Source organism: Clostridium pasteurianum, from assembly GCF_001705235.1.
GTDB lineage: Bacteria > Bacillota > Clostridia > Clostridiales > Clostridiaceae > Clostridium_S > Clostridium_S pasteurianum_A.
The window spans coordinates 2,097,805-2,120,805 of sequence record NZ_MCGV01000001.1; the positions used below are offsets into that span (position 1 = coordinate 2,097,805).

20 protein-coding genes are annotated in these 23,001 nt (G+C 31.9%); 3 read left to right on the top strand and 17 right to left on the bottom strand.

The window, feature by feature from the left end; genetic code table 11:
• Window positions 1-2: 2 nt before the first annotated feature.
• The 5 genes from hypF to BEE63_RS09235 form a co-directional block, all read right to left on the bottom strand.
• Window positions 3-2,324 (bottom strand): carbamoyltransferase HypF, encoded by a 2,322-nt coding sequence (gene hypF / locus BEE63_RS09215; protein WP_066021106.1) that lies wholly within the window; start codon window positions 2,322-2,324, stop codon window positions 3-5.
• 6 nt (window positions 2,325-2,330) lie between these two features.
• On the bottom strand, window positions 2,331-3,374 hold the full coding sequence (locus BEE63_RS09220; protein ID WP_066021107.1) for a nitrogenase component 1: 1,044 nt from the start codon (window positions 3,372-3,374) through the stop codon (window positions 2,331-2,333).
• Entirely contained in the window at window positions 3,375-4,679 is a 1,305-nt protein-coding gene (locus BEE63_RS09225; protein ID WP_066021108.1) for a nitrogenase component 1, read from the bottom strand.
• On the bottom strand, window positions 4,676-5,437 hold the full coding sequence (locus BEE63_RS09230) for an AAA family ATPase (RefSeq protein ID WP_066021109.1): 762 nt from the start codon (window positions 5,435-5,437) through the stop codon (window positions 4,676-4,678). The genes BEE63_RS09225 and BEE63_RS09230 overlap by 4 nt, the downstream gene beginning before the upstream one ends.
• Before the next feature lie 279 nt (window positions 5,438-5,716).
• Window positions 5,717-6,619 (bottom strand): AraC family transcriptional regulator, encoded by a 903-nt coding sequence (locus tag BEE63_RS09235; protein ID WP_066021110.1) that lies wholly within the window; start codon window positions 6,617-6,619, stop codon window positions 5,717-5,719.
• A 121-nt stretch (window positions 6,620-6,740) separates the two neighbouring features.
• Here BEE63_RS09235 and BEE63_RS09240 point away from each other — a divergent pair, with 121 nt between their 5' ends.
• Window positions 6,741-7,565, top strand: a complete 825-nt coding sequence (locus tag BEE63_RS09240; RefSeq protein ID WP_066021111.1) for a linear amide C-N hydrolase — start codon at window positions 6,741-6,743, stop codon at window positions 7,563-7,565.
• 30 nt (window positions 7,566-7,595) lie between these two features.
• Here the strand turns inward: BEE63_RS09240 and BEE63_RS09245 are convergent, their stop codons facing one another.
• The 5 genes from BEE63_RS09245 to BEE63_RS09265 form a co-directional block, all read right to left on the bottom strand.
• Entirely contained in the window at window positions 7,596-7,970 is a 375-nt protein-coding gene (locus BEE63_RS09245) for a VOC family protein (protein ID WP_066021112.1), read from the bottom strand.
• 31 nt (window positions 7,971-8,001) lie between these two features.
• Window positions 8,002-8,490 carry a GNAT family N-acetyltransferase gene (locus BEE63_RS09250; RefSeq protein ID WP_066021113.1) on the bottom strand — a complete coding sequence of 163 codons (489 nt, stop codon included), beginning with the start codon at window positions 8,488-8,490 and terminating at the stop codon, window positions 8,002-8,004.
• 93 nt (window positions 8,491-8,583) lie between these two features.
• Window positions 8,584-9,177 carry a CDP-alcohol phosphatidyltransferase family protein gene (locus tag BEE63_RS09255; RefSeq protein WP_066021114.1) on the bottom strand — a complete coding sequence of 198 codons (594 nt, stop codon included), beginning with the start codon at window positions 9,175-9,177 and terminating at the stop codon, window positions 8,584-8,586.
• Window positions 9,174-10,238, bottom strand: a complete 1,065-nt coding sequence (locus BEE63_RS09260; protein WP_066021115.1) for a sensor histidine kinase — start codon at window positions 10,236-10,238, stop codon at window positions 9,174-9,176. The genes BEE63_RS09255 and BEE63_RS09260 overlap by 4 nt, the downstream gene beginning before the upstream one ends.
• Entirely contained in the window at window positions 10,235-10,906 is a 672-nt protein-coding gene (locus tag BEE63_RS09265) for a response regulator transcription factor (protein ID WP_066021116.1), read from the bottom strand. The genes BEE63_RS09260 and BEE63_RS09265 overlap by 4 nt, the downstream gene beginning before the upstream one ends.
• Window positions 10,907-11,093: 187 nt before the next feature.
• Here BEE63_RS09265 and BEE63_RS09270 point away from each other — a divergent pair, with 187 nt between their 5' ends.
• Together BEE63_RS09270 and BEE63_RS09275 are read left to right on the top strand one after the other, a co-directional pair.
• Window positions 11,094-13,469, top strand: a complete 2,376-nt coding sequence (locus tag BEE63_RS09270) for an ABC transporter ATP-binding protein/permease (RefSeq protein ID WP_066021117.1) — start codon at window positions 11,094-11,096, stop codon at window positions 13,467-13,469.
• 379 nt (window positions 13,470-13,848) lie between these two features.
• Window positions 13,849-15,225, top strand: coding sequence for an alanine/glycine:cation symporter family protein (locus tag BEE63_RS09275; RefSeq protein WP_066021118.1), 1,377 nt, complete (start codon window positions 13,849-13,851; stop codon window positions 15,223-15,225).
• 78 nt (window positions 15,226-15,303) lie between these two features.
• On the opposite strand, the gene BEE63_RS09280 is transcribed toward BEE63_RS09275, so the two are convergent.
• From BEE63_RS09280 to glmS, 7 genes are all read right to left on the bottom strand, one after another.
• Complete coding sequence (locus BEE63_RS09280) at window positions 15,304-16,296, bottom strand: S66 family peptidase (protein ID WP_066021119.1); 993 nt, start codon at window positions 16,294-16,296, stop codon at window positions 15,304-15,306.
• Window positions 16,297-16,534: 238 nt separating this feature from the next.
• Entirely contained in the window at window positions 16,535-16,987 is a 453-nt protein-coding gene (locus tag BEE63_RS09285; protein ID WP_066021120.1) for a DUF4867 family protein, read from the bottom strand.
• Between the two features lie 237 nt (window positions 16,988-17,224).
• Window positions 17,225-17,932, bottom strand: coding sequence for an SDR family NAD(P)-dependent oxidoreductase (locus tag BEE63_RS09290; protein WP_066021121.1), 708 nt, complete (start codon window positions 17,930-17,932; stop codon window positions 17,225-17,227).
• Window positions 17,933-17,984: 52 nt separating this feature from the next.
• Window positions 17,985-18,707, bottom strand: coding sequence for a hypothetical protein (locus tag BEE63_RS09295; protein WP_066021122.1), 723 nt, complete (start codon window positions 18,705-18,707; stop codon window positions 17,985-17,987).
• Between the two features lie 37 nt (window positions 18,708-18,744).
• Window positions 18,745-19,602, bottom strand: coding sequence for a hypothetical protein (locus BEE63_RS09300; RefSeq protein ID WP_066021123.1), 858 nt, complete (start codon window positions 19,600-19,602; stop codon window positions 18,745-18,747).
• 578 nt (window positions 19,603-20,180) lie between these two features.
• Window positions 20,181-20,642, bottom strand: coding sequence for a hypothetical protein (locus BEE63_RS09305; RefSeq protein ID WP_066021124.1), 462 nt, complete (start codon window positions 20,640-20,642; stop codon window positions 20,181-20,183).
• Window positions 20,643-21,028: 386 nt separating this feature from the next.
• Window positions 21,029-22,858, bottom strand: coding sequence for a glutamine--fructose-6-phosphate transaminase (isomerizing) (gene glmS / locus BEE63_RS09310; RefSeq protein WP_066021125.1), 1,830 nt, complete (start codon window positions 22,856-22,858; stop codon window positions 21,029-21,031).
• Window positions 22,859-23,001 lie beyond the last annotated feature (143 nt).

Genomic DNA, 23,001 nt, shown 5'->3' on the forward strand with positions numbered 1-23,001 from the left:
AATTATTCTCCTTTCTTAACTTTGTTTATATAATTCATTGCCGCTGCTGCCTGTCCTAGTGCAATTCCACCATCATTTGGCGGCAGTAAACTATGGGTTAAAACTTTAAATCCTAATTTTTCTAAGCGTTCTACACTCATTTTCAGCAATAACTGGTTTTGGTATACTCCTCCACTTAATGCTACAGTGTTAATTCCACTCTTCTTTGAAGCATATGCACATCCAGCCGCAATCATGTCTGATAATTTATCATGGAAAAAATAAGCAAGCATATGATTATCTTCTCCAGATAGCATTTTCTCTATGATTTCCTTTACTAAAACATCCGTTGCCATAATTAACTTTCCATATGAATTTTCATAGACAAGATTAGAAAGTTCAGTGTCATCATATTTTCCCTTATAATCCTCTGCTGCAAACTGGATGGCACTAGAAGCTTCCCCTTCAAAAGAAGACTTATTTCTAATATTCAAAATAGCACTTACGGCATCAAATAAACGCCCTGCACTTGTAGATATTATGCTGTTTATTTTATTATCATGCACGGCAAACTGTACCTTGCAATTTCTTTCATCGCATAATTTAAGTCTCTTTACAATTTCAGCTGACTTTTGTTTATCCTTGTATATGCTATAAATCATAGATACCGCAATTCGCCAGCCTTCTTTAGCTGACAAATCACCGCCAACCTGCAAAAAAGGTTTTATACTTCCAAGCCTTTCAAAGCCATCATAATGGGCTTTCAGTAACTCACCACCCCAGATTGTCCCATCTGTCCCGTATCCTGTTCCATCAAAAGAAACACCTATAACTGGCTCAGAATAATCATTTTCAGCCATACAGGATAAGATATGCGCATAATGATGCTGAACCTTTAAAACAGGGATCCCAATTTCATTAGCAACATAAGTAGTATTATACTTTGGATGCATATCGCATGCCACAATAGTTGGCTTAGACTCAAGTAAAGTTTCCATCCTTGTAATGGACTCCTTTAAAGCTTTTACTGTTCTTAAATCTCCCATATCGCCAACGTACGGTGACTGATAAAACAAATCATTTTTACCTATGCAAAATGAATTTTTTAGCTCTCCTCCAACTGCCAGTACTTCTCCTTTAAATCCTTTTGAAAGCATAAAAGGCAGCGGTGCGTATCCTCTAGAACGCCTTATCATATACGGTTTTCCACGAAAGAAATCCATAACAGAATCATCTACACGCATGCGAATCTTTCGATTATTCGATAACATTACATCACACATATTTGATAATTCTTCTGCCGCATCCCTGTCGTCTCTACATATTGGCGCACCTGATGCATTGCCACTTGTCATGATAAGGCAATCTGGCATAACTATATCATCATCATATGTAAATATAAGAAGCTGAATAGGAGCATATGGAAGCATTACTCCGACCTTAAGATTGCAAGGAGCAACGGCGCTGCACAACTTTCCATTTGATTTTTTCTTTAAAAGTACAATTGGCTTCTGGTGTCCATCCAGTACTTTTCTTTGAACTTCTGTAACTTCTTCGCATTCACGCTTTACAGTTTCCATACTCTTCATCATAACTGCAAATGGTTTTGCTGGTCTTGTCTTTAATTTTCTAAGTCTCTCTACTGCTTTTTCATTTGATGCATCACAGCAAAGATGGAAACCTCCAATTCCCTTTATAGCTGCAATGCCTCCGTCATGAATTATCTTCCTCGTATAAGTAATTGCATCCCTGCCACGTTCTTTTCTCCCAATGAGATAAACCTCTGGTCCACATTCATTGCAGCATACTGGCTGTGCGTCATACCTCCTAGTTTCAGGGTGCGTGTATTCATATTCACATTCAGGACACATTTTAAATTCACCCATGCTAGTGCGCACACGATCATATGGCATGGAATCTAAAATAGTAAGCCTTGGCCCGCAGCATGTACAATTTATAAATGGATGAAGATATCTCCTGTCATTCTTATCAAAGAGTTCCTTTGTACATTCTGGACAGATAGCAATATCAGGAGATACAAAAATTTCGCCCTTCTCTTTTTCGCTTTCAATAATTTCAAAACCATTAAATTTTTTTGCTTCATTTACCTCATGTACATCAACCTTTAATATGGATGAACGCTTTGGAGGATTATTTTTTAAATCGTACATAAATCCTTTCAGGTTACTACTTGTTCCCTGAGCCCATACCTCTACATAAGACCCTTTGTTGCAAACACTACCTTTTACGTTATTTTTAGACGCATGTCTGCTCACTGTAGGCCTGAAGCCAACTCCCTGAACGATGCCGTATATTCTAATTATGAAAGTTTTATATTCTTCCACTTCATATCACATCTTTCCTGAAACCGCAAAATGTGGTGCATCTATATACTTTCCTGTAAAATCCGGTATTGCACGTTTCAATATATTATCTCCTACAATCACATCATAATTTCCCTGTTCTACGAGTCTTACAAACTGGTCTTCCTCTGTAAGGGAAATATCCTGAACTTCTTTCAATTCACTCTTTAGCATAAACCATGAGGCAACTGTTACATCTGAACTCACCATTCTGCGTATTGCATCCCTTATAGAATTTGCTATAACCTGCTGATGTATTATTAGGATTTTTTTATCCTCAAAATCTTTAATCATTTCATCCTTTAATATGGATGAAGTCAAAGGATAATTAACTTCATAAGGTGTACCAAATCTTTCTTTTAAATACTGTGCTGCCTTTAACCCTGAAGGTGCTACCACAATATTTTTCGCAGCATTTCCAGCGGCTTCTACCTGTGACAAGTCCGCTCCCATTCCGTAGCAGTAAACATTTTTATAGCCCTGCGCTTTTAGCATATCCTTTATTTTATCTGCTGCTCCTAAGTCACTCATATCAAGGGGAATTGTTCCTATTACACCGACGCTTCCTTTATCTACTGCAATATCATCCTTTGCAAAAGTTTTAAAGATTTCAATATAAGCTTTCTCAGCCCCTACATCATATAAATCCATGCCAGTAGTTTCTATAGTAAGAACGGGTATTTCAATTTTCTTTTCTGCCATTTTCTTTATTGCATTATAATCAGTACCAATAACCGATGGCACCGGAGTTCCTATTACTGCTGCAAATTTTGCTTGAAGCTTCTTAGCAGCATCTGCAAGCTTTGCCACAAGCCTGTCATCACGTCCAAGTATAGCATCCATGTCACGAAGACCAGCACTAAAAATGGCACTTTTCTCTGTGACCCATCTAGGCTCGTCAAAGCCGCATACATTTCCAGCACATCCTCCTGCATCACAAATAACTATAATTCCGCCCAGGCTGTAAAGAACTGATGCAGCACCAGATTGATCAGGTGCAAAAGGCGCTATATACTTCCTTAATCCTTTCATTTATGCCTCCTTTCTAGAGCAATCCAGTGAATATTTAAGCTCCTCAAATAATTTTTTTATGCCAGCATATCCAAATGGCTGAATGTCCTCATTCCACGGTACATTTACGCAGTCTGGATGATAATACTCGGCATCTTTGCCAATGGTAATATCAAGCTTATCTTCACTGCAAGCATAATAAATCATAGTAGGCTCAAGATTAGAATAAATCTTAGTTTCAGGGCTTAATTTGGCAATTTTTCTAACATAAACAAAATCTTCAGCATTTGGACTAGCATATATTTCAGCCACCTTAAATCCATATCTTATTAGTGCTAAAGATAGCTCAAAAGAGTTAGCATTCATTGCTTCCCCTACTGCAAAAATTATTCCTTTATAATCACTCTTCAAATCATCTATAGCCTTTTGTGCTTCATCATAATACTTTTCATCATCAAATTTTACATTGAGTGCATTTGCAAAAATACTGTACTGTTTCTGAACCTTATCTATCTGGTACAATCTTGCAAGCTCTAATGCTGGAATGTTCAGCCTTTTCATAATGTCCTGTGCTGCAAATCTTGCCTCTGGATTTAACACAAGGTTAAAGTTTGCCTCCGCCATACTCATATAGTCGTCAAAATCCTTACAGCGAGAGATTTCATTTACTTTTTTTACGCCAATGTGCTTTAATAAAGCATACAATTCGCAATCATCTACAAGTGGAGCAAAATGCCCAAGTATGTTAACTGTATCCGCCTTTTTCTTCATAGGTTTAAGAAGGGAATAAATAGACTGTCTTACATGTACCATAGGTGGTTTTCTGCCTTCCCTTGTCAGTGCATACATATAGCAAGGAAGTACGGGAATATTAACCCTCTCCTCAGCTTTTCTGCAAACACGCTCCATATCAGTTCCGAGAAGTGCATCAACACATGTAATACAAATCATGACTACTGACGGTGCAGTTTTAGCGCATTTACAAATCTCTTCTACCGCCTGTGGAATCTTTTTTAGATGACTTCCCGTTACAATATCAGTTTCATCCATGGTTAAATAAAAAATTCTGTCACCATATCCGCTGGACTCGCTTAATGTTGTTGTATTTCTACCACAGCATCCGGGAGCTACTAAAAGCATAATTGACCCCGGTATTGCAAGTGCTGCACGTTTAACCCCAAACCCCTGTGCTCCAGGTGAATTAAAGGAAAGTGTTGCAGGAGAGCTATAAATCAAATGAGTATTTGAAATAAGCTCCGAAGGAATGTTATCTTTACCTGCTTCGGCTAAATTTTCTGCTGTAATATAATATGACTCTTTTTTCATTTTACTTCCTCACTTTTAAGTAATAACTTAGCTAATTCAAAAAAACGCTGGCTGACTTCAATGTCAGGATCTCCTTCAATGACTGTTTTTCCCATATCCTCAAACTTATTAATATCTTTGCTTCTAGGAATATCCCCTACAATTGGAAGCTTAACTTTGTCTGCAAATTCCTTTACTTTTTCTTCTTCATTTTCAATATTTCTATGATTAAATACAATGCCAAACACCTTTGCATAACTTCTGTCTTCAAAATTTTTAACTGCACTGTTTATATTGTTAGCTGCATAAAGAGCCATTTTTTCACCAGAAGTAACAATAAGTACTTTTTCAGCATATCCCTCACGAATAGGCGCCGCAAAACCTCCGCAGACTACATCTCCTAAGACATCATAAAGTACAACATCTGGTTTATAAGTTTCAAAAAGCTTTAAGTCTTCTAATAAATTAAACGTAGCTATAATGCCCCTTCCAGCGCAGCCAAGTCCTGGTGTAGGTCCTCCAGTTTCTATACACAAAACACCTCCAAAACCAATTTTCGAAATGTCCTCTATTTTTTCTGGCGCTTCATCAAATTCTCTCATATAATTCATTACAGGCATAAGTGGTTTTCCACCAAGCAAGTTAATATTTGAATCTGCTTTAGGATCACATCCTATCTGAATAACCTTTTTTCCGAGTCTCGCAAAGGCTGCTGACAAATTACTAGTAATTGTAGATTTTCCAATACCGCCTTTCCCGTATATAGCAACTTTTAACATTCTAATCCTCCCAAAATCTTATTTATAATTGCTTTTTCTTATGTATTAAAATTCGCATATATTCTTATCGAAGCCATATAAAAAAGCTCCTCCCAAATTTGGAAAGAGCCTAATACGGTCATAATATATAATAATGCATTACAGCACAAAATATTACTTTTTTACTGCCCGCTCTTTATCTCAGGATTCCTTCGGCTTCAGAGTGACAAAAATATTGATTTTTAATTAACAAATATTTATGGACTTAGTTTATCACTGAAAATCAGTATCGTCAAGAAATTATGATATTGGAATATATACCTCAAGCTTTGAATTAATTCTTAAATCATGTGCATAATAGTAATCCGAATAATAGGCACTTGAATACCCCATATCCATTGTAAAATCAGATGAAAGTTTATGTCCAGACATAGGTAACCATTCTCCATAAATATACTGAATTAATGTACTGTATTCTATTGGACTAAGCACCTTATCACTGGAGAAAACCACAAATTTAGTTGGTGGAATTATTTTGCATATCATACCATCTGGTATATTTTTTGATGACACTTCAACACAAGCCATATGATAGAGCTTATCCGTCTCTGGGTTATGAATCTCATATCCAATTGAAACATAAGGCTGTTTTATATTTTTAATTTGTATTATCTTAGGAATAAACATATTGTGCCAAAACGAAGCAATTGTATTTTTCTCTATAGTATCCTGCACTGAAGTATACATTTCCATACCGATTAGAATAATCTCATCACTATTTAAAATTTTTACACTTACTTTTATAGAATCTCTTATCTTTGAATATTTATCTTCGATTTCTTTCCCAAATAACTCATACTTTTTAAAGGTTATTAATTCTTTTCCATCACTTCGATATTTTGTAGGACTTACTCCATAAAGTTGATTAAATGCTCTTGTAAATACTTCATGTGAATTAAATCCTGCTTCAATTGCTATATCAATAATGCTTTTTCGCGTATTTATTAGTTCGTTGGCTGCTTTTGAAAGACGCCTATTTCTTATATACTCCCTAACTGTAAAACCTGTCATTGATAAAAAAATTTTATAAAAATGCGATAATGAAAAGTTAGATGCTCTTGCTACATCTTCTAAGCTTAAATTTTTATCTAAATTATTTTCAATGAACTCAATGGAATTTTCTATTCTATCATAAAATATCATAAACCTTCCCCTTTAAAGAAGTAATAATAATCTTAATAAAATTCGTCAAGCATATCTTTGGCTTATATTATAACATAGTCTTATAAGTATTTTATTTTTTAATGTTTGGAGGAATCATAAAATGTGTACAAGTATTGCTGTGTACAAAGATAAACCTATATATGCAATGAACTTTGATTATTGGGATGTAGAATCAAGAATTAGAATTAATAATTGCAATGATGTTCCAGTATTTTTCTTTGAGATAAACCAAGGAGAAGAATTTCTTGAAACTGCTGGAATGAATGCAAATGGTTTTTTTGGAAACTTTCAAGGCAACCTATCAGATAAACATAAAAATATAGTACCTGATTCAAATTGTATGACAATTGATAAGTTTTATAGAAAATTCTTAAATTCTGCAAAATCCATAGACGAATTAACTCGTGTGCTTGATAAAAAAACAATAGTATATCCGCCTGTTCCACCAGAATACAATAAATTGCATAATATGTTTGCAGATAAAAATGGAGGAGCAATTATTCTAGAAACTTCTAATGGTAAAAATGATGTTACTACCATAAAAGACAATTTTTTAGTTATGACCAATTTTCCCGTAGGACAATTTAAAGATGCCGATTATAAAACCGTACTTGGAATTGGAAGTGACCGATACAAAGCAGCATATGAATATATCTCAAATATAAATATTAACTTTGGTATAGATAATGCTTTTGAAATTTTAAAAAATACCGTTCAAAAGGAAGAGAGCTTTGAGACTTTAATATCTATGGTTTTTGTTCCAACTGAATTAGCCATATACATTTCATTAAAAAGGGATTTCAAAAAAATTTGGAAGGTAGATATAACTAAAAATTGTATCGAAACCTTCCGTGGATTTAAAAATAAAACAAGTATGAATATTGATAACTCAGGTATACTTATATCAAACTTGCAAAGTGCATAATCATTAATAAATATGAAAATATACCATTATCTAATTACATTCATGAAACAACTCGATTTTATTACCATTTATGTCTTTAAAAAACGCTATACGTGCTTTAAGTGGTGGATTTGATGGGATTGTAATATCTACAGGTGCTTTTACAGATTCACACCCATAAGAAAGTGCCTGTTTATATGCTTCATCTACATCACTACACACATATGCCACATGTGCATATCCCTTTTCCTCATCCTCTGGAAAAATTTCAATATGAGTACCATCTGGTGCTTTAAGCATTGCTCCACCATCCCACTGAAGCCTTATTTTATAATTCATTTTTTCTGTATAGAAATCAACAGTTTGCTGAATATCTTTAACCTTCATGCAAACATGATGAATTCCTCCTATAAGCTTTTCATCCATTGTATCACCCTCCATATTATAAAGTTACTTTTTAAAATTTTAAAATCATATCATACCATGTGGCACCACCGTGAACTGATTTAGATGTACCTTTATTTACATATCCAAACTTAGAATAATAGTGAATAAGCTTTTTTTTACAAGTAAGAATAATACCATTACGTCCAGCCACTTTTGCCATCTTTATCATATAATTCATTAATTGTGCCCCAACTCCCTGCTTCCTATAATCTGGCATAACATCTAGTCCAAAAATTGCCTGATAATCTCCATCCAGAATGTGAAGTGAGGAATCTTCATACATTTCATCATAAATAGAAGTTGCATTAGTAACACATCCATTTATAAATCCAATTATTTCTTCATCCTTCTCTGCCACAAAAAAAGTTTGTGGAAATGTTATTATGCGCTTCTTTAAGGATTCCCTTGAAGCTGCTTCCTTTTCAGGAAAACATATTTCTTCTATTTCAGATACCCTATCTAAATCTTCAAGCGATACTTGCCTAATGCTAATATCCATGACGTATCCCCTTTCCATCTTGAAAATTGGTTATATCTTTTTCTTCATCTAGTTTATATAATATTTTCTATATTGCAACATAATTTTATACTCTCATTTATCATTCATAAATAAACTTCTGTTGCTGCTAAAATAATCTGCACATGAAATTATGGTTACAATAAGTGCAGCACTGAATATAATATAAGTACCACATTTTAAAAACCTTTCTACTGTATTAATATGTATATATATAAAATTACCTTGCTTTATTAGTTTTCTAAAATTCATGCATAATAACGCGAATATTACTGAAATTGTCTGCAATACAGTTTTACTTGTATCCCATCGACTTTCTTTAATTGTGATTTTTTCACTGACAGCTATACCTATTAAACCTGAAATTGCAAATTCTGCACCTATTATTATAGCAGCTGTCCATGCAGGTATAATATGTAATTCTACTAATGCAATAAGTGCTGTAGCTATTAAAAGCGTTTCTGAAAGTGGCTCCATAATTCTATTAAATTTGGTATTTTGCCCTTTATTCTGATCCATATTCTTACTTATAATACCTAATAACACCGATAATACAAATATAAATATTGCTATACTTTGTCCAAAAGGTATCTTACGTACCATAATAAATATAAAAAATGCCAGAACTAATATGATTCTTATTAAAGTTAATTTACTTCTCAGTTTCATCGCACTTCTCCTTTTTCTTTGGTATAATTATTTTCTAACTCAACTATAAAAGTTGAACCTTTTCCATATTCACTTTGCACGTCAATTTTGCCGCCGCATAAATCTACAATTCTCTTTACAAGTGTGAGTCCAAGCCCATTTCCTTCCACATTACGGTTCTTATTTCCTTGATAAAATTTTTCAAATATATGCTTCCTAGTGTCCTCTATCATACCTATACCTGTATCAGAAATTTCTACCGTTACCCAATTATAATTCTGCTGCATAGCTATGTGAATAGAACCATTTTCAGGAGTAAACTTAATTGCATTACTAAGTAAATTAACCCACACCTGCATAAGCAATTCTTCATTTCCATAAAAGTTAACTGGTTTAAGATCTATATCTAATTCTAGATTTTTTCTACTCCATTTTACTTCTAATAATAATAATGCCTGTCTTATTTGCTCATCTAACTGATACATGACCTTCTGAACAACAATTTCTTGATTTTCAAGTTTTGATAATTTTAATATATTGCTACTCAAAATGGACAGTTGTCTTGAACTTTCAATAATCATTTTTGTATATTCATCATGCTCTGCCTCAGATAATTCTTTGTCCTGAAGGAGAGTAGCATACCCTTCAATTGCAGCTATAGGCGTTTTAAACTCATGTGAAACATTAACTATAAAATCATTTTTAAAAGTTTCAATTCCACGAAGTTCACGTACCATTCTATTAAAATAAATATTTACATCATTTATACCAATTTCCTTATAATTTTCTTTAAGATAAACATTTAAGTCTCCCTTAGCCACCTTTTTTGTAGCTTGAATTAGTCCTTCAACTGGCATAAGCACTCTTTTTCTCATTAAAAACGTAAAAAACAATGAAATTATTACACTTAGAATAAATACTCCAATGAATGGCATCAATCTTTTATTTAAGGTAAATGAAAAAGGACTAATTTTATATAAAGCAAAAGTTATTAATGCTATTAAAAAAAGTGATATAAGCATAATTAAAAAGGTACTTATCATAAGATGTGAAAACAAATTAAGTTTTGATCTTCTCTTCATTTTTTAACCACCTTATATCCAAGACCTCTTACAGTTAAAATTCCAAAATCAGGATTGTTCTCAAAATGCCTTCTGAGACGATTAATATGTACATCTATTGTCTGTGAATCAGATTCGCTATTAACTCCCCATATTTCATCCATAAGCTGCTGCCTTGTAAATATTTTGTTAGGAAAAGATACTAGCATATAAAGAAGATAAAATTCTTTCTGCGATAAAACTATTTCTTCTCCCATTCTTGAAACTGTAAGGCAGTCATAATCCAGAGTTGTTTCACCAATGGTTTGTTTTCTATCATGAACAGTTTTAACTCTTCGCAATAATGCCCCAACACGTAGTATCATTTCATTTACATCAATAGGTTTAACCATATAGTCATCAGTTCCAAGAAGAAAACTTCTTTTTTTAGCAACAAAATCTTCTTTCGCAGTAATAATCAAAATTGGAATTTCACTGTCTATATCTCTAACTGACTTGGTAAATTCATAGCCATCCATATTGGGCATCATAATATCAGATATAATTAAATCCATATGATTTTCTTCAATAATATTCCATGCCTTAACACCATCCCCAGCTTGAAACGTGTTATAGCCATTCCTCACAAGAACAGTACTAAATAGCTTACGCAGCTTTATATCATCTTCTACAACTAAAATATTAAACATTGGCTACCTCCTTTGTTCAAATTACATAGTTTATTTTATTATAACCTTAAAAGTTAAACTGAAAATGAAATTTTAATTAATCTTAATTTATTTTTTATTTCATTTTCAGTTCATGTTGAGTTAAGGTTGAGTTTATTTCTTGAGCTTAAACTAAGCATAATATAAAAAAGTAGAAAGGAGAAATCAAATGCTAGAATTAAAAGAAATAACAAAAACCTATACTACTGGCGATTTTACACAGATTGCTTTAGATAAAGTAAATTTAAAATTTAGAAAAAGTGAATTTGCAGCTATACTCGGACCAAGCGGTTCTGGTAAAACCACCCTCTTAAATGTAATTGGAGGTCTTGATAAATATGACAGCGGTGATTTAATAATAAATGGAGCCTCAACAAAAAAATTTAAAGACAGAGATTGGGATGCATACCGCAATAACAGCGTAGGCTTTATTTTTCAAAGCTATAATTTAATTGGTCATTTAGGAATACTTGATAATGTAGAAATGGGCATGACGTTAAGCGGTATTTCCGCAGATGAGCGAAAAAAGAAAGCTTTAGATGCGTTAAAAAGAGTAGGTCTTGAAGATCATGCAAATAAAAAGCCAAACCAACTTTCCGGAGGTCAGATGCAAAGAGTTGCTATAGCAAGAGCTCTTGCCAATGATCCAGATATAATTCTTGCTGATGAACCCACTGGTGCTTTAGACACCAACACAAGCAAACAAATTATGGAGTTAATTAAAGAAATCGCCAAAGATAAATTGGTTATAATGGTTACCCACAATCCAGAACTTGCAGAAAAATATGCAAGTCGTATTATCCATTTTCAAGATGGTCACATTATAAATGATAATGCCCCTGTAAATGAAGAAGAAACTATTAATTCTGATTATAAACTAAAAAAAACAAGTATGAGTTTCCTAACAGCTTTAAAATTATCTGGTAAAAATATTATGACAAAAAAATGGAGAACAGGTCTTACTGCCTTTGCTTCCAGCATAGGTATAATTGGAATAGCTCTTATACTTTCACTTTCAAATGGATTTAATAAACAAATTGATTCCTATGAGAAAAGTACACTTTCAAATTTTCCTATAACTATTAGCACAACAGCTACTGACCTCTCCAGTATGACATCAAATAAATCATCATCTACCACTAATACTAATGATTCAGGAAAATTCCCTAAAAATAAAGAAATATACCCATACAATCCTACAAACTCATCTACTCACATAAATAATTTGACTCAAAAATATGTAGATTATGTTTCGAAAATAGATAAAAATTTACTTGATGGAATTTCTTATTCTAGAAGTGTGAATATGAATATACTAAAAAAACAGGATGGCAAAGCTACTTCTGTAAATTTACAAAATGCTAATTTTACATCATATCCTGTTAAACCAGGAGATACATCATCTTCTTATTTAAAAGAATACTATGATTTGCTTTCTGGCAGCCTCCCATCTAACAAGAATGACATTGTTCTTGTCGTAGATAAAGATAATAATGTTGACAAATCTACCTTGGAAGCTTTAGGTCTAGATTACAATAAGAAAAGCATAAATTTCAACAATATTGTCGGCAAAGAATATAAATTACTATTAAACAACGACTATTATAAAAAATATGGAAACATCTTTACCCCAAATGGCAATCCCTCAGATTTAAGTAACCTCTATGATAATTCAAATGCAGTAACTTTAAAAATAACTGGTATAGTACGAATAAAGAAAGATTCCAATACATCTTCTCTATCTTCTGGAATTGCTTATTCTGATGAACTTGCTAAATTTTTTATCGATAATGCTCAAACTTCTGATATCGTTAAGACACAGCAAAATTCAAACTACAACGTTTTGACAGGTCAAATTTTTGCAAGCGAAATTCAGTCATCTTCAATTCAAGGGGGACAGATGGGTGCAGGCCCAATGAATCATGCAACCGTAAGCACACAAACGAAAGATAATGTTCTTGAAAGCCTAGGTTCTAATTCCATTCCAACATCAATTTCCCTGTATCCTGCAAATTTTGACTCAAAGGGAAAAATTACAAATTACCTTGATAACTGGAATAAAGGATTAAAAGACACAGATAAAATTAAATATACTGATATGTCTGCAACAGTAACAAGTTTATCCAAAAACATTATGAATTCAATTACACTTGTATTAATAGCCTTTGCAGCAATTTCACTGGTGGTCTCCTTAATAATGGTTGCCATCATAACTTATATTTCTGTATTAGAACGTACAAAGGAGATAGGTGTTCTACGTGCTATGGGTGCTAGAAAAAAAGATATAACCCGTGTTTTCAATGCTGAAACTTTTATTATAGGTCTCTGCTCTGGTATATTAGGTATAACAATAGCCTTTTTGTTGACTTTCCCTGTAAATGCAGTACTCTATAATGTAACGAATCTATCCAATGTTGCACAGCTTAATCCAGTTCATGCAATAGCGCTAATATTAATTAGCCTTGTTTTAACTGTCCTCGGTGGCGCAATACCTGCAAAGATGGCTGCAAAGAAAGATCCAGTTGAGGCCTTACGCTCTGAGTAGTTAATCTTTAATGCAGCAACCATCTTGCTTGTTCATACTGCAATAAAGTATTTAAAATACAATATTACACCATGAAATATCCTTAATTACCCCAAAAAAGACTAGGCATTTATAACATTAAAATGCCTAGTCTTTAATAACATGTTTTGAGTTTCCAAACATACCAATCTTGATCATTAGCAATATTTAATATTGCTTGTAAAATTGGGTTTGTAATCAAAAAAGCTGTTGTATGCATATAGCCACCTTTTTATATTAACCAAAATTAACTTTATTTTATATTGTATTGAAAAATTATCAATTATTTGTTAATATTATAATTAATGTGATAATTATAATTAAATATAATTATAAATTTGTTAATGGAAGAAGTGGTTTGATGACTTTTATTACCAATGCTTTAAAAAATGTAGACAGCTTTTTATGGGGATTGCCTATGATAATTGTACTCTTTGGAACACATATTTTTTTAACCTTTAAAACTGGATTTATTCAAAGAAAAATATTTAAAGGAATAAAATTATCTGTCACCAAAGATCCGGATGGTGAAGGAGATGTTTCACAGTTTGGAGCTCTTAGTACAGCTTTGGCAGCAACAGTCGGAACAGGCAATATAATCGGTGTTTCAACTGCTATAACTTTAGGGGGACCTGGAGCTGTATTATGGATGTGGCTTACAGGTATATTTGGTATAGCTACTAAATATTCTGAAGCACTTATATCTGTAAAATATAGAGTAAAAACCAAAGATGGTACTATGCTTGGCGGCGCTATGTATGCTCTTGACCGAGGACTTAAAATGAAATGGCTTGGAGTGATTTTTGCCATTTTTGCATCAACTGCCGCTTTTGGAATAGGTTGTTCTACTCAAACAAATTCTATTGCTTCAACTTTAAATGACAGTTTCGGTATTCCTGCATGGATTTCAGGTATTATAATTACTATTCTTGTCGCAACTGTAATTATTGGTGGAGTAAAATCTATTACAAAAGTATGCGAAGCTTTAGTACCTTTCATGGCTATATTTTATCTAGTTGGATGTTTTATTATTTTAGTCATGAATGTGGATGTTTTAGGGCAAACCGTTTTAACTATAATTAAAGCTGCTTTTACCAAACAAGCAGCCGGTGGAGGTTTCATAGGCTCTACTGTAGCAGTCGCTTGCCGTTATGGGGCTGCAAGAGGTTTATTTTCAAATGAATCCGGTATGGGCTCTGCACCTATTGTAGCAGCAGCGGCTAAAACTAAAAATCCTGTAAAACAGGCACTTGTATCAATGACAGGTACATTTTGGGATACAGTCGTAATTTGCTTAATGACTGGCCTTGTAATTGTAAGCAGTGTTATTAAAAATCCAAACATTAACATCAAAACTTCATCTTTACTTACAAATGCAGCATGGCATCAAATTCCTGTAGTTGGTTCAATTATATTATCAATTTCTCTTTCAATTTTTGCTTTTTCAACTGTACTGGGCTGGTCTTATTACGGTGAAAGGGCTGCCGAATATCTATTTGGTAAAAAAATTATTAAACCATATAGAATTGCATGGGTAATAGCAGCATTAATAGGAACCCTTATGAGTCTTGACCTCGTATGGACAATTTCGGATATACTAAATGCTTTAATGGTAATTCCAAATGTTGTTGCAATGATTCTTCTTAGAAATGTAATAGCAAATGAAACAAAAAAGTATGCGGACAATATTGATTTACCTTCAAGTGAAAAAATTCCTCTAATTGAAGAAGTGTCTTGATTTAATTATCTACTTTAAAGCTCTAGATTATATAAAAAACATTAATAATCTAGAGCTTTTATAAAAATATTAATTATCTCAATCCTGTAGAATTGATACTTCCCTGTTTGTAGCATCAAGTTCAATTTTACATCCTATTGGTAAGGTCATCATGGGATGTGTATGACAGCAATCGAAATCTGCAATAAATGGTAATTTCTTATCTCCTAATACTTCCAATAATATTTCATATGGTTTTCTCCCTGTCTTTTGGTCATCAAATAGTTCATGTTTTCCCAAAATTATTCCTGAAATCCTATCTAAAACGCCATTTATTTTTAAAAAAGAAAAACTTCTTTCTATTGTTGCTGAATCTTTTAAGGAATCTTCTATAAAAAGTATATCGCCATCTTTTATTTCAGGCATATATTTACTTCCCCATATTCCTTGTATTGTATTTAGGTTGCCACCTATTACTCTGCCTACAGCAGTACCTCCATAAACTGTAATCCATTCATTTTCTCTTTTTTCTTTACTTCTATCTTGTGTTTCCCAATCAATACATTCATCTGTCCAATATTTAGGAACTTCAAAAGTATAAGGAAGTCTTGTTTTATCTATTGTAATATCTTTAAAATATTTATATGTAGAATCAACAAATGGTGATAATTCTCCAAATGAAGCTACTAATGCAGGTCCATAATAAGTCTTTATGCCCGTTTGTGCATATATCGCAAGTAAAATTGCTGTAACATCAGAATAGCCTATTATTATTTTAGGATTTCTTTTAAATTCATCATAATCTATATATGGAAGAATTGAATTTGAATTCATACCCCCAATTGTAGACATGATACACTTTACTTCAGGATTTCTAATTAAATCATTTAATTCCTCTGCTCTTTCTTTAATGCTTCCTGACCTATAGAAATCATGTTTTCCTGTTAAATTTCCTTCTACTACTTTAAAGCCTTTATCTTGCAAATATTTCTTTGCTCTTTGAAATCTTTTAGGGCATGTATATGTTATAGGTGATGATGGTGAAAAGATGCCAATAGAATCACCTTTTTTTAATTTTTTTACGTTTTCCATTTTGTAACCCCCCTAATATACTTTTTCATTAATCGTTCATTATATTATGCAAGTACAAATTAACTTTATCACATAATAGTACCATTTTGCAGATGATTTTATTTTTTAAATTTAAACTAAGCTCAATATAAAAATGCGGAAAAGTAACAAATTTATCCAAAAATAAAAAAGACTAAGCATTTTAACTTTATAAATGCTCAGCCTTTAATAATATATTTTCAGTTAAATAAATCTATATTTATTTTCCAATAACTTTTTCGCCTAATTGTAATCTAGGAGCATCTTGAACTGGAGAAACTACTATTGCACTAAATCTTTCATCCTCTGCAACCGGAACAAAATGACCTTTTCCTGGAGCAATTTCTAATTCCGTTCCTGCTGGAATACGTACAATCTGTACTGTATCCATTACAGTCGCTCCATTCTTAATATCAACAAACAACATTAATGATGTTCCTTCTAAAAAATAAAATAATTCTTTATCCTCATGATACTCAATTGCATCAAATTCTGGGGTATGATGCCAACCTTGTAAAATACCTTGCATAATATTATTAGTTTTAAATTCCGTAACTACTGGTAATCCTGTCCACTGAAAATATTTTTCTTTGTATACCTCGCAATTTTCTCTAAATGAGAATTTCACACCGTCAATTGTTACATCTTTTAAATCCTTTATACATATTTCCATATTATCTCTCCCTTTATATGTTATTCCTAATTAAGTGTCTTCTATACGTATGATAGCACCCATTTTAATACTCTAGAATAACAAATAAGTTCCTCTTGATATGGACTTTATGTATCGGTCACTTTTTAAATGATGTATCTTGCATTTTATGACAGTACTTTAAATATTTATCTTCTTTTGCCATAAAATTAACTATCTTGTCTATAGATTTTTTCTTTTACAATAATAACTTCTTAGTTACCAATTCCAGTCTCTTTCGTATGGCTCTGTAAATGTTCCCTCTTTATTAAGATTATCATTTTGAACCCATTTATATATATTTTCAGCTGATTTAAGTGGACTTGAATCAGCATCAGATGACCCCGATTGCGTTTGCATTCTTCCAGGATGAATTGAAATAACATTAATATTGCATGTTTTGAATTCTTGTTTTAAGCAGATACTTAGCATATTTTGAGATGCTTTTGCAATCCGATAAGAGTAAGAAAATTCACGCCCATCAAATTCTCCTGATGACATTGCACTTAATGAACCTAATCTTGATGTGATATTAACTATTTTAGGCTTTTGAGAATTTCTTAATAAATTTAATGTTGCCTGAGTAGTTCTAATTATTGCAAGGCAATGGATATCAAATAAGGATTTCATTTCTGTTGAAGTTACATCTGCAATTTTATAAGCCCTTCCTGGGATACCTGCATTATTAATTAAAATATCAAGATGATTTATACTTCTAGTTAAAATATCCTTAATTATATCAATACAATTATCATCTACTAAGTTTGCCACAATTGGAGTAAAATGATTAGCAAACTCTTTACTTAGTTTCTGACCATCTTCTTGCTTTCTAACAACAGTAAAAACATTATATCCATTTGCATAATAAACATTTATCAATTCTCTACCAAGGCCTCTTGATCCACCTGTAATTAGTAGATTTTTCATGATTTTCTCCCCCTTATTGTTTTATAATTCTTACTTCATGATTATTTACAAATCAAACATTAATACCTATAATAAATTTTATAATATCATATATTCCGCATGAAATTAAATTCAAAATAATACTTGATAATATTCCAATTGCTAGCGATAATTTAGGATGGGATTTTATGAAATCACTAACTTTATAAAATAATGGCTTCTTTATATTTTCAAGTTCTCCTTTTAGTTCGCTCATATAATCATCACTGCATGAATAATTATATATCTTACTTTTGCATTCGTCACAAATGATAGATTCTTGACAAAAGTAAACTATATCATGCTTGTCTCCACACATATCAAAAATACAGCCTCTAGTTTCATCATGAACTAAATCATTTCCTATGATTCGTAATTTGTACCTAGTGATAAAACGATACACCGTTGTAATCATATAATTAAAAAGGTCTATATTCCTATCTTTTAAAATACGATCTATCTCATAAAACGAAATTATATAAAAATTATTTTTATTCAACCTCTTTCCAAAATAATTTTTTTCGATTACAGTATCTACAAAGCCAATACACATATCAAATTTATCATCTTCAAAATTTATTTTTAATAGCTTTTCTAATGTTTCAAATTTATATCCCCATTCATAATCACACTTTGGTCGACTCATTTCATATATTTTAGTTTCAAAAATCCTGCTATTATATTTTTTTAATCTTTTAAATAAATCTTCATGACTTTGTTTGCCTAATTTTATTACTTTTATCCTTATTTTATCCATAATACTCCTAAACTCATTCTTTTAGTATTAGTTTATTTTAGTTCAAATTAAACACTACGCATATAAGTAATCCTAATTCACAAATCGAAAATAATTGAGCAAAAAAATAAATTGCATCCAAATCATCAGACTTTCGTTTTTTTAGTAAATACATAAAAAATATCATGAATGAATATACAATGCCCATAATTAAACCAAATATGCCTTCATTTTTAACCGAAAACCAAATGCCATTTTGCATTCCACATTTGATAAAATAATAAGCAAATGCTGGAATAGCAATTATATTTGTTGGTATGAATACTTTGAATCTAATATATGGTGAAATAAATACTAAAAAGGCTATTACACCTAGTACAGCAATAACCGTCAAGATATCTTTAAAAGGGAACCCTACAACCTTTCCTACCTCTTCATCATTACTGTCAAAATCAATCTTCTCACAATAAATTGCTTTATGAGTATGGGTTAGATATCCTATTTTATAAAGATTATTTTCACTTACACCAGATGAAAAGAAAAATTTAACCTCTTCTCCTGTAGACAGATAAACATACTCTGTTAGATCTTTTCTATAATGCCTTATTTCTACTACCTCCTCAGTCACATAACTTAGTTTCCCAGTTATTAATTGAGGAAGATCAAGAAAGTTTGGTTTAAGCAAGTAAATTGTTATTCCCATAACGATTATAAACCAAATAGCTTTCCACGGACTAATCCTACTTGTCCACCATATTTTTCTTTTAGGCAAACTTTGTAAATAATTATATTTATGTTTTTCTTTCGCTGCATCTTTTTTAGTGTCTAAACGCCCAGGAATTAGTGCTATTACAAGTCCTATTAGTAACCAAAATATGATTCCAATTATAAAAAAACACGTTTGAAATATTCTCATTCTTTTACCACCTTAAAATTGTTAATATATATTAGGGTTTATTCAATGTATGTTTCTCTTATTTGATTGAATAATATCCATACTATTTTGTACAAGTCCAAATTAACCTTATCACATAATAATACCATTTCCTTGTAAGCATTAGAATAATATTCTGCCAAAGGTCTAGTCATTGCATCTTTGAAAGACAAAATAAATAAAAAGCCACACGCTCTCCCTGAATTGAGAACATGCAGCTTTGCTCTATTATTTATTAAATTTTATCATATAATACACTTATCATGTATAATATTATTTTGATTTTTTATGCAAAATTTGTTTCAAAACTACAATATTTTGTTGGTTTGGAATAAAGTTCGATCAAAATATATCGCACAAATGGCTTAACTTCGTTAAATTTAGAATTAGTTTTTGAAACAAAGTTTGATCAAAACTACAGATTTTTAAAATTTAGCACATTAAGTTTTTATAATAAAGTTTGATCAAACTTTTAAAAAATTACACGACATTATGATTGAGTTGCAAGCTAAAAACACCACAAAATTTATTTCTGAATAATGCGGTATTTAAATAAATGTTTAGTTTTTATAATAGTTGTGACGTTTTATAAGAAGATTACGAATCAAATAATATTTTAGTCCATAAAAATGATTATTTGGATTCTCTTTTCCACTTTCAATTGCGTTATACCATCTTTTTGATAATTCTGAATCAGCATCATTACCCTTTAGAATCCTTATGTTTTTATATATAATATCTATTTCATAGCAGTTGCCAACATATTCAGTAAGAAAAAGTTCAATAATTGTTGGTAGTTCCTCATTCTTTATATATTTATTTTTACTATTCTGAAAGTTAAATTTATTAATTGTATCACTCCACATCTCCCAAGCAGCTGGGTCAACAGAAATACAGTCAATAAATGTGACGGGACTCAAATCACCAAGTAAAGCCCCTAAGTCATCATCCTTGCTTTCCCAATAAAATGAGTCAATAAACCAGAACATTGTTAAATAACCTTCCTGAATTGATAGTTTCATTCTGTCCTCCTCATATTAAATAAGACCTGATTCTTTTAGTTCGTCATAAAATACAAGTCCGAATTAACCTTACCATATAATAGTATCATTTACTTACAAACACTGGAAGAATATTTTGTCAAAGAGTTATCATTGTTTAGATACAAACAAAGTGATAACTTACTATTTAAACCACTTTTTCTCAGTCTAGTATAGATAATATAATAGTACTAACAGAAGCCCTATATCTATATATAATTGAAAAACAAAAGCCACACACTCTCATTAAATTGAGAATGTGTGGCTTTACTGTATTTGATACAACTTTATTCTAAAATATCAGACTTTATTTCAAAATATCAATCTTTATTTCAAAACTACAATATTTCAAAATTACAATCTATTCCTTATTCAACAGTTACAGATTTTGCCAAATTCCTTGGCTTGTCAACATCGCATCCCTTTATTATTGCAATATAATATGCTAAAAGTTGGAGCGGTATTACAGTCATAATCGGTGCAAGCATAGGATTTACTCTTGGAAGATATATAACTCCATCTGATGTATCCTCTATTGGATCATTTCCTTCCATAGCAACTGAGAGTACATATGCTCCTCTTGTCTTAACTTCCTTTATATTACTTACCATCTTTTCAAATAAACTTTCCTGAACTGCAAGTGCTATTACAACAGTTCCATCCTCAATAAGAGCAATAGGACCATGTTTTAATTCTCCGCCTGCATATGCCTCTGAATGGATGTAAGATATTTCTTTAAGCTTTAATGAACCTTCCATTGCAACTGCATAATCAAAACCACGCCCAAGATAGAACACATCATTTTCTTTAGCTACCTTTTCAGCATATTTTTTAATTATTTCAGTTTTCTTTAATATTTCTTCTTCTTTCTCTGGAAGCTCAAGCAATCCTTTCTTTAACTCCTCTATTTCATCCTTTGGCAATGTTCCCATGTGCTGTGCAAGATAAAGAGCTATTATATACATTGCTACAAGCTGAGTTGTATATGCCTTTGTTGATGCAACAGCTATTTCAGGACCTGCCCATGTATAAAGTACATCATGTGCTTCTCTTGAAACTGTACTACCAACAACATTTGTTACAGCTATGACTCTTGCTCCCTTATCCTTTGCAAGTCTCATTGCTGCAAGTGTATCTGCTGTTTCTCCTGATTGACTTATAACAATCATAAGAGTTTTTTCATCTATAAGTGGATCTCTATATCTAAATTCTGAAGCTATATCAACTTCCACAGGAATCTTTGCAAATTTTTCTATAGCATATTTCCCAACAAGCCCTGCATGATATGCAGTTCCACATGCTACTATATATATCTTACTAAAGCTTTTAATTTGCTCTGTTGTAAGATTTATTTTATCTAAGACTATATCTTTACCTAAAGCTATTCTTGAAGTCATAGTGGCTTTTGTAACCTTAGGTTGTTCAAATATTTCTTTTAGCATGAAATGATCATATCCGCCCTTTTCAGCTGCATCAGCATTCCATGTTACATGATATACGTCTCTTTTAACTTCTTTTCCATCTTTTGATAATATTTTTACTGAATCCTTTGTTAAAACTACAATTTCGTTATCCTCAAGAAAATATACATCTCTTGTCTCATTTAGGACAGCTGGTATATCTGAAGCTATAAAATTTCCACCCTTCTTAAGTCCAACTATAAGTGGGCTATCCTTTCTTACAGCTACAAGTTTATCAGGATCTTCAGTTGAAACTACACCAAGTGCATAACTTCCTCTTAACTTCTTTACAGCCTGCATAACTGCTTCAACAAGGTCACCTTTGTAGTAATAATCTATTAAATGAGGTACTACTTCTGTATCTGTATCTGTTATAAATTTATATCCTTTTTCACCGAGCCATTTTCTAAGCTCCATGTAATTTTCAATTATTCCATTATGAACAACAGCTATAGTTTTCTTAGCATTTAAATGTGGATGTGAATTTAACTCAGATGGTGCACCATGTGTTGCCCATCTTGTATGTCCAATTCCTACAACCCCACTTAGTCCATTTATTTTAAGTTTCTCTTCTAAGTTAATAAGTCTGCCTTTAACTTTAACTACTCCTAATTTGTCATCCTTATCAATAACAGCAACTCCAGCAGAGTCATATCCTCTATACTCTAATTTTTTGAGTCCTTCAATAAGAAGAGGTGTTGCCTCTCTATTTCCTACATATCCAACTATTCCGCACATAAAAATCTTCCTTTCGATTTTAACTAATATTTTACATATCCCCATTTAGTGCAAACTCTAATAAAGCTATTTCTTCATTTTGAAAAAAGCTTTCAAGGATACATAATAAAGGTTTTAACACCAGATTGACTTTGTCACAGAAA